The organism is Paraburkholderia sp. A1RI_3L (genome assembly GCF_048957895.1).
In the GTDB taxonomy this organism is placed as follows: domain Bacteria; phylum Pseudomonadota; class Gammaproteobacteria; order Burkholderiales; family Burkholderiaceae; genus Paraburkholderia; species Paraburkholderia kururiensis.
In genome coordinates, this window is record NZ_JARCHA010000102.1 from 1 (window position 1) to 296 (window position 296).

General features: G+C 71.3%; 1 protein-coding gene. It reads right to left on the reverse strand.

Going from position 1 to position 296, the window contains the following annotated elements:
• Window positions 1-296, reverse strand: a 296-nt coding sequence (locus PXJ20_RS33085) for a YadA family autotransporter adhesin (protein WP_421057533.1), incomplete at both ends; no start/stop codon positions are given.

Here is a 296-nt window from a genome sequence, read left to right on the forward strand (position 1 = left end):
GCCGCCGCCACGCCGCCGTATGCCTTGCGGGCGATATTCGTGATGCTCTGCTGCACGCCCTGCAACTGCGACACGTTGACCGCGTCGGTCGGATTCACGCCCGGTGCGACGTTCGTGATGCGCCGCTCGGCACCCTGCGAGCCGACCGATACGGTGTTCGCCTCGTTCGCGACCGAACCCGAACCCAGCGCCACCGAGTTCGGCGCGCTCGCCGAGGCGTTCTGCCCAAGCGCCACGGCACTGCTGCCGGACGCCACCGCCTTCGCGCCGACTGCCGTCGCCCCGTTGCCTGCCGC